This window comes from Clostridium puniceum (assembly GCF_002006345.1).
GTDB classification, from domain to species: domain Bacteria; phylum Bacillota; class Clostridia; order Clostridiales; family Clostridiaceae; genus Clostridium; species Clostridium puniceum.
In genome coordinates, this window is the sequence record NZ_LZZM01000043.1 from 97,699 (window position 1) to 103,863 (window position 6,165).

Here is a 6,165-nt window from a genome sequence, read left to right on the forward strand (position 1 = left end):
TAATATAATAATTATTTCATATTTTATTAGAATATTGGTATCGTTTTTTTATATACCAATATTCTATTTAAAGTTTATTATTTAAATTCAGGCCAAAACTCCTTATTGGCTTCTATTAATTTGTCTAGTACCTCTCTTGCCTTTTTAGCAGATACAATAGTTCTGTTTAAAGTTAATGCCTGTAATGCTTTTTCATATGAACCTTCAAAATAAGCATCTACTGTTAATTTTTCATAAGCTGATTGTGATTCAATTAGACCTTTATAAAATGTAGGAATTTTACCTACTGCAAGAGGCCTTGGTCCATTTGCTGTCATTACCGAAGCAACTTCAACCATTACATCATCATCTAAATTTGAAATTATTCCATTATTTTTTACAATTACTATATATATTTTTTTAAGATTATAAGCAATAGATTCAGCAACTTCTATCATGAATTCACTGTGTGCATCATTATGAACCATAACAGAACCTTCTACAGTACCAGCTTTAGCGACTCTTCTACATTCTTCAAAAACTCTCTTTTCTCTTCCCTCCATGACTTCATTTGCTCTTGTATAATCTGGATTTAAATGACTAACTTTATAATCAGGATAATAATAATATTGTAAATAAGTATTTGGAAGATATTCTGGGAAATCATTAACCATATCCTGCACCATTGCATAAGTATCTAGCCATGATTTATCTCTTTGCTCTGCGTCCACTGGAATAAATCCCTTCTCTTTTATTACTTTTCTAAGTTCTGGCACCAAATCATTTCCATTTTCATCATATAAATTAGTAAACCATCCAAAATGATTTAATCCAAAATAAACTGGTTCAAAGTTTTTTGAATCTTTTCCTAAAACTCTGCCATAAGAACGTAATAAATTAACTGGTTGATCGCATATATTTAAAACTCTCTTATCTTCAGGAAATTCTCTTCTTAATGCCTCTGCTACTATAGCAGCTGGATTTGTATAATTTAATATCCAAGCATCTTTAGAATACTTTCTTATATCTCTTATTGTTTTAATCATGTCTCTTATGGACCTAAGACCATAGGCAAAACCTCCAGCGCCACAAGTTTCTTGCCCTATTACGCCTAAGCTTAAAGGAATTTTTTCATCCTTTTCTCTCATCTTATAACCACCAGTTCTCATTTGCATAATTACAAAGTCAACATCTATATAAGCTTCTTCAACCTTTGTAGTGTATCTAAAATCCAATTCAGGGTATTTTTCATTAAACAATACTTTTGCATAATTCCCAATTGTTTCTTGACGTTCTTTATCTATATCAAATAAAACCAATCTATTTATAGGAAATCTGTCCTTTAATTTGCATAAGCTTGTGAGAAGTCCAGGAGTCCATGTACTACCTCCACCAACTAATGATACATTGAATTTTTTCATCTAAAACATCCCCTTATATATCTAGCGTACAAGGTATTATTAATCCCTTGTCATAGAAATTTTAATAATCTTTCATGTGGTACCATTCATGATACTTTTAGTATAATGTGATATTATCAATAAGAGAAGGGTTTAAACAGCTTTAGAAATTTTTTTTACATATAGTATAATTTACACTTATGAAAATATTTTCATTTGTATGTTATAATAATTAATAAGACACAAAAACATATTTCTTTTACTAGAATGGTGCAAAATTTTACGAGATTTCCACTTTTCTGCTCTTTGTTATATTCTTTTAAGGAGGTACTCTATGACAATATTTGATACTATTGAAAAAAACAGAAAATTTCTAAATAAAAATGAAAATTATTTACTTAAATATATATTGGAAAACATTGAAAAAGTATCAAACATGAGAATTCAAGATCTTTCTAAAGAAACCTTTACTTCCACTGCAACCATAGTGAGGTTCTGTAATAAATTATCTTACTCAGGATACTCAGAATTTAAAGCAAACTTGAGAAATTCTATAGATAGAGAAAATAATCATAAAAAAATATCAGATAATATGTTTTTATTTGATGATATTGCTAAAACTAAAGATTTAATCAATGATTCTCTGATTGATGAAGTAATAAGTATAATCCACGATGCTGAAAAAATAGATTTTTACGGCGAAGGTTCCTCTAAAGATGTATGTATAGATATCTCAAGAAAATTTCATCTTGTAGAAAAAAACTGCAGATATTTTAACGACTCCAGCATAATGTATTCTACAGCAAGCGATCTTGATAGCAAAACTCTAATTATTGCCATATCCATGTCCGGAGAAACCTCCCAAGTAATCAAGGCAGTAAATATAGCAAAAACACGAGGCTGTAGAATCATATGCGTTACTAGTGTAGGTTATAATACCTTAGCCAACTTATCTGATAAATGCCTTTTCATATTCTCAAGTGAATATGAAATAAATAATATTAAATTCAAATCGAGAGTAACAGCTAATGCCATAATGGAATATGTGTTCTTCAGATATTTAGACAAATATTTGTAATAAAATCATATACATTTATAGCTGTATTATTCGCCATAGATTAATCAGCATACAAAGCTACTATAGTTATCGACAATATTTTCAATAACTTTCTAAATATAAAGAATGCCTAATAGAGTTGCCCCTATACACGCTTTCCAGGCGCAAATTAAAAAATTACTGGCTAAAAATGTAGTATTTCTCAGCCTTCACACGATTTTTATTTTCAAATATCTCCACGATGTTATTGTCTATAATGTCAACATTTTGAAGTAAATAATATAAATTCTATTGTATTTATAGACAGAAATAAAGCTAGGACATTAAATTAGGTCTTGATAATTTAATTTCCTAGCTTCATGTTTATTATTTAACTCTTTCCCAAGTTTGAACTGAACCAGATTCACTATTACTTGCAACATCAGTTGCTTTCAATGTATCTTTGCTATTTTCATCAAATTTCATATTCATATCATACCATTTTGTTTCACCTGTTATAGTTTTTGCCAAATCCTTGTATTCCCATGTATCTTTACTTAGTTCTTTTACTTCTTTCCATTTCACATCATTTGCATTATAACCTACTTTTTTCATATTATCAGTTAATTCTGCAATCGTGGCTTGATATCCTTCATTTGTTTTTACAACATTAATAATCATTCCATTTAATGCCCCACTATCAGTTCTTTTCCATTTCCCTTCTAAGCCTTTTGTAGCACTTCCGCAACCCACTAATACAAATACCATTAGACTACATAATAACATACTTATTAATTTTTTCATTTTATCATTTCCCCCTTAAATTTTATAATTTAATTGTATATTATTTGGTACTTTTGTCAAATACATTACTAAAAATCCACTTATAGTAAAAAATAAGCAGTAGTTGAATTACTGCTTGTATACTTGCATATATTTATAAAATATCGGTATTCAGTCGGTTATTTTATAAGTAATATGATTATAAAAAACTCTTATCTTACTTTATATTTTATTTAAATTATTGTTTATTTTATTTAAATATTTGATATAATATAAATAAGTTATTGCATATAGTCAATAAAATTAATACACTTTGACTGTATTTTATATATTTAATGTTTACAGTATTAATTATTAACATTAAATAGAAAAGCTTAGTAACTACGAATTACTAAGCCAATCCTAGAACGTTTTTAGTTTTAGGGCTATTAGATTAGAGAATATTTTTTACAGATTATGAACGCTTAATCTTGGTCTGATGGGGCGTTCTTTTCTGTTGTCTTAAAATTTATTTTAAAACCTTTTATGTTAATTTCTAAGTTAAATTCACAACTCTTCGAATTGTTTCTTAAAGCTCTATTAATCAATATCACTAATAATACTAATATTGATATTATTAACATTCCAATTATCACAATCTAATACCACCCCCTTAGACCATTATTTCTAATAGCCCAAGGCGGAAAACGTACAACCACCGTACCCATCTTTACGGAACTTTAGTTGTATTATATCATTATTGGATTGTGATTTAAATAATTATTTATGTTTTGCATAATAAAAGAACCCTATTACTAGAGTTCTAAATTTTATGGCTTTTTATATAATTCAGATTTCATAAATTTAGTTCCATTTTTATTTAGTTTTCTATTCTCACAATATTTTAAAAATGTTTTCTCAAAATATTCTGGTGTTCGTGGATCTAATACAACTTCTTCTATCATTTTATCGGGCAAATCATAACGAATAGCCTTAGGAAAATCAAAATCTAACATAGCTTTTAATGCTTCATCTGTTGAACTCCAATCTTTCATAAATTCTTTGGTTTTAAAAATATTGTATCTCATAGCAATTCTATACTCTTCTTCATGTTTGAAAGCTTTTCTCTTATGAAATAAAAAAGGTACCTTCGTATTGCCTGCGTCATCATTTTCTTTTTTAAGGTATAATTCATAATCAATTGGTTTATCATATTCAACTTCTCTGTCTTCTAGATCGTAGAAAACCTCACTAGAACTTTTAAGCAATTCAACTTGTTTAAATATATTTTTTCTACTAACTTTTATCCTTACACCTGTCATTTGTGTACTATAAATTCTCCACATTGCATCAGATTCATCAGGAGTTTTCGTCCAAGACTGAGCAAATGATAATTTTTTCATAATTTCAGTCATTTGTTGTAATTTTAAAGGTAACTTGGGCAACCCTTTTTCTTCAGTATCCTTAATATTAAAAGTCTCCTTCATAGTCTTATCAAAAGAATATCTATGCAACGCTTCTAAGTCATAGCGCTCATAACAATCTTCCCAAATAGTAATATTCGTAAGATATGATTTTCCTGTTTCAATTAACGATACAAATTGTTCAAATGTTATGTATTTATATAAATATTCTGGTTTATTTTTTTTATTATGGAATTAATTTATTTGGGATTAATTCTAATTACTTTAGTCATTGTATCAAAGTAATTAGAATTGGGATAAGAAATTATCCCTCACCGTAATCAAAAAAATAAATTAATAAAATAAAATCCATAATAGTCTGAAATAGAAAAGGCACTAACTTAGTATATTATAAATCTAAGTTAGTGCCTTAAGTTTGTATTGCAATACCATTTCATTATTCAATCGTCATAATAAAAACACCTATATTTCTATAGATGTTATAAATCAACCTCATTATATAGTTTTAAAAACCATTTCACATAGTTTTATTTCTAATATATCATCACTGTATACTTTCCACATAATTTTTAAATAACTCTTGCAGCTGCTCCATAGAATAATATTTCTTTGGATCGTCTGCACTTCTAAAAATATAACCTCGCTTTTCATAAAATAATTGGATTGTTTCAAGCCTTAATTTATCAAATATAGGACTTTTCATTTTCCTTTTATTATTTGCATGACACGCAACTACACCTAGTTCTTCAAAGGTTACTCTAATATCCTCTTTAACCATTGTACTATCCTCCTATATATTAAATTTAAAAGAGCACTATTATATTAAATGCTACTCTTTTTACCTAGTCTATTGATTTAAAAGCCTTTTCTGCCACTATTAAAGGCTAAATTACTGCTTACTACTGGTGTAATCATTTTACCAACTGTTGTCTTATCCATCTGTAATGTTACATTAAAGGCTTTTTCTAGAACATCCAGTTTATTACTCATACTATCCATTTTATTTAAAATTCTATCTAAATTACTTGCAGATCCTATTCCTCCACCTGAAACATTAAGTCCCATATCATAAGAGCCTGCATTAACATTTGGCATTGCTGCGGCTGCCATTGCATTTGCTTGTCTAGATATATTTCCTATTGTATCTCCAATACCTAAGGCAAACCCTTCTCCTGTATAGGCTCCAAGTTCCATCATCACTCTACTTGGTGAATGAATATCTAATAGCTTCTTTACTCCTTCTGGAATCTTACCTACAATCTCTTTTATTATGTCTGATATTCCACTAGCCATTGACTTTATACCATCAATCAATCCTTGTATAATATTTTTACCTATATCAATGAGACTATACCTTTGATTCTATCCCCTGCCATATTTTCACCTTGTATAATGAACATGTAGTAAAAATTCATTATACTTTTCCTTTCTTAATAATTTTACTATACTTAACATAAGACGCTGTGGATTAGTTTTTTCACCTATAGCTAGACTATTTCAACTGAGGATATAACCACAGCTTTATGCTTATTTGTTAATTAGTTAGATAACGCATGACGTTTTA

7 protein-coding genes are annotated in these 6,165 nt (G+C 28.3%); 1 reads left to right on the forward strand and 6 read right to left on the reverse strand.

Annotated elements, in window-relative coordinates; translation table 11 throughout:
• Positions 1-77 precede the first annotated feature (77 nt).
• Positions 78-1,400, reverse strand: a complete 1,323-nt coding sequence (locus CLPUN_RS03915; RefSeq protein ID WP_077846068.1) for a 6-phospho-alpha-glucosidase — start codon at positions 1,398-1,400, stop codon at positions 78-80.
• A 313-nt stretch (positions 1,401-1,713) separates the two neighbouring features.
• On the opposite strand from CLPUN_RS03915, the gene CLPUN_RS03920 reads away from it, so the two are divergent.
• Entirely contained in the window at positions 1,714-2,457 is a 744-nt protein-coding gene (locus CLPUN_RS03920; RefSeq protein ID WP_077846069.1) for a MurR/RpiR family transcriptional regulator, read from the forward strand.
• Between the two features lie 345 nt (positions 2,458-2,802).
• On the opposite strand, the gene CLPUN_RS03925 is transcribed toward CLPUN_RS03920, so the two are convergent.
• The 5 genes from CLPUN_RS03925 to CLPUN_RS03940 all read right to left on the reverse strand — a co-directional run bounded on the left by CLPUN_RS03925 (position 2,803) and on the right by CLPUN_RS03940 (position 5,915).
• Positions 2,803-3,219, reverse strand: a complete 417-nt coding sequence (locus CLPUN_RS03925) for an LptM family lipoprotein (RefSeq protein ID WP_077846070.1) — start codon at positions 3,217-3,219, stop codon at positions 2,803-2,805.
• Between the two features lie 443 nt (positions 3,220-3,662).
• Positions 3,663-3,833, reverse strand: a complete 171-nt coding sequence (locus tag CLPUN_RS27965) for a hypothetical protein (protein WP_198944285.1) — start codon at positions 3,831-3,833, stop codon at positions 3,663-3,665.
• Positions 3,834-4,007: 174 nt separating this feature from the next.
• The gene (locus tag CLPUN_RS03930; RefSeq protein WP_143328970.1) at positions 4,008-4,664 is read right to left on the reverse strand and encodes a DUF2971 domain-containing protein; all 657 of its coding nucleotides are present in this window, start codon (positions 4,662-4,664) and stop codon (positions 4,008-4,010) included.
• A 481-nt stretch (positions 4,665-5,145) separates the two neighbouring features.
• On the reverse strand, positions 5,146-5,379 hold the full coding sequence (locus CLPUN_RS03935) for a hypothetical protein (RefSeq protein ID WP_077846072.1): 234 nt from the start codon (positions 5,377-5,379) through the stop codon (positions 5,146-5,148).
• A gap of 77 nt (positions 5,380-5,456) precedes the next feature.
• A complete protein-coding gene (locus tag CLPUN_RS03940) occupies positions 5,457-5,915 on the reverse strand; it encodes a hypothetical protein (RefSeq protein WP_158078696.1) in 459 nt (152 codons plus the stop codon).
• Between the last annotated feature and the right edge of the window lie 250 nt (positions 5,916-6,165).

What these genes read in the sequence shown, in the direction of transcription:
- CLPUN_RS03915 (WP_077846068.1), bottom strand. Translation starts at nt 1,400, where the DNA reads ATGAAAAAATTCAATGTATCATTAGTTGGTGGAGGTAGTACATGGACT.
- CLPUN_RS03920 (WP_077846069.1), top strand. Translation starts at nt 1,714, where the DNA reads ATGACAATATTTGATACTATTGAAAAAAACAGAAAATTTCTAAATAAA.
- CLPUN_RS03925 (WP_077846070.1), bottom strand. Translation starts at nt 3,219, where the DNA reads ATGAAAAAATTAATAAGTATGTTATTATGTAGTCTAATGGTATTTGTA.
- CLPUN_RS03930 (WP_143328970.1), bottom strand. Translation starts at nt 4,664, where the DNA reads ATGAAGGAGACTTTTAATATTAAGGATACTGAAGAAAAAGGGTTGCCC.
- CLPUN_RS03935 (WP_077846072.1), bottom strand. Translation starts at nt 5,379, where the DNA reads ATGGTTAAAGAGGATATTAGAGTAACCTTTGAAGAACTAGGTGTAGTT.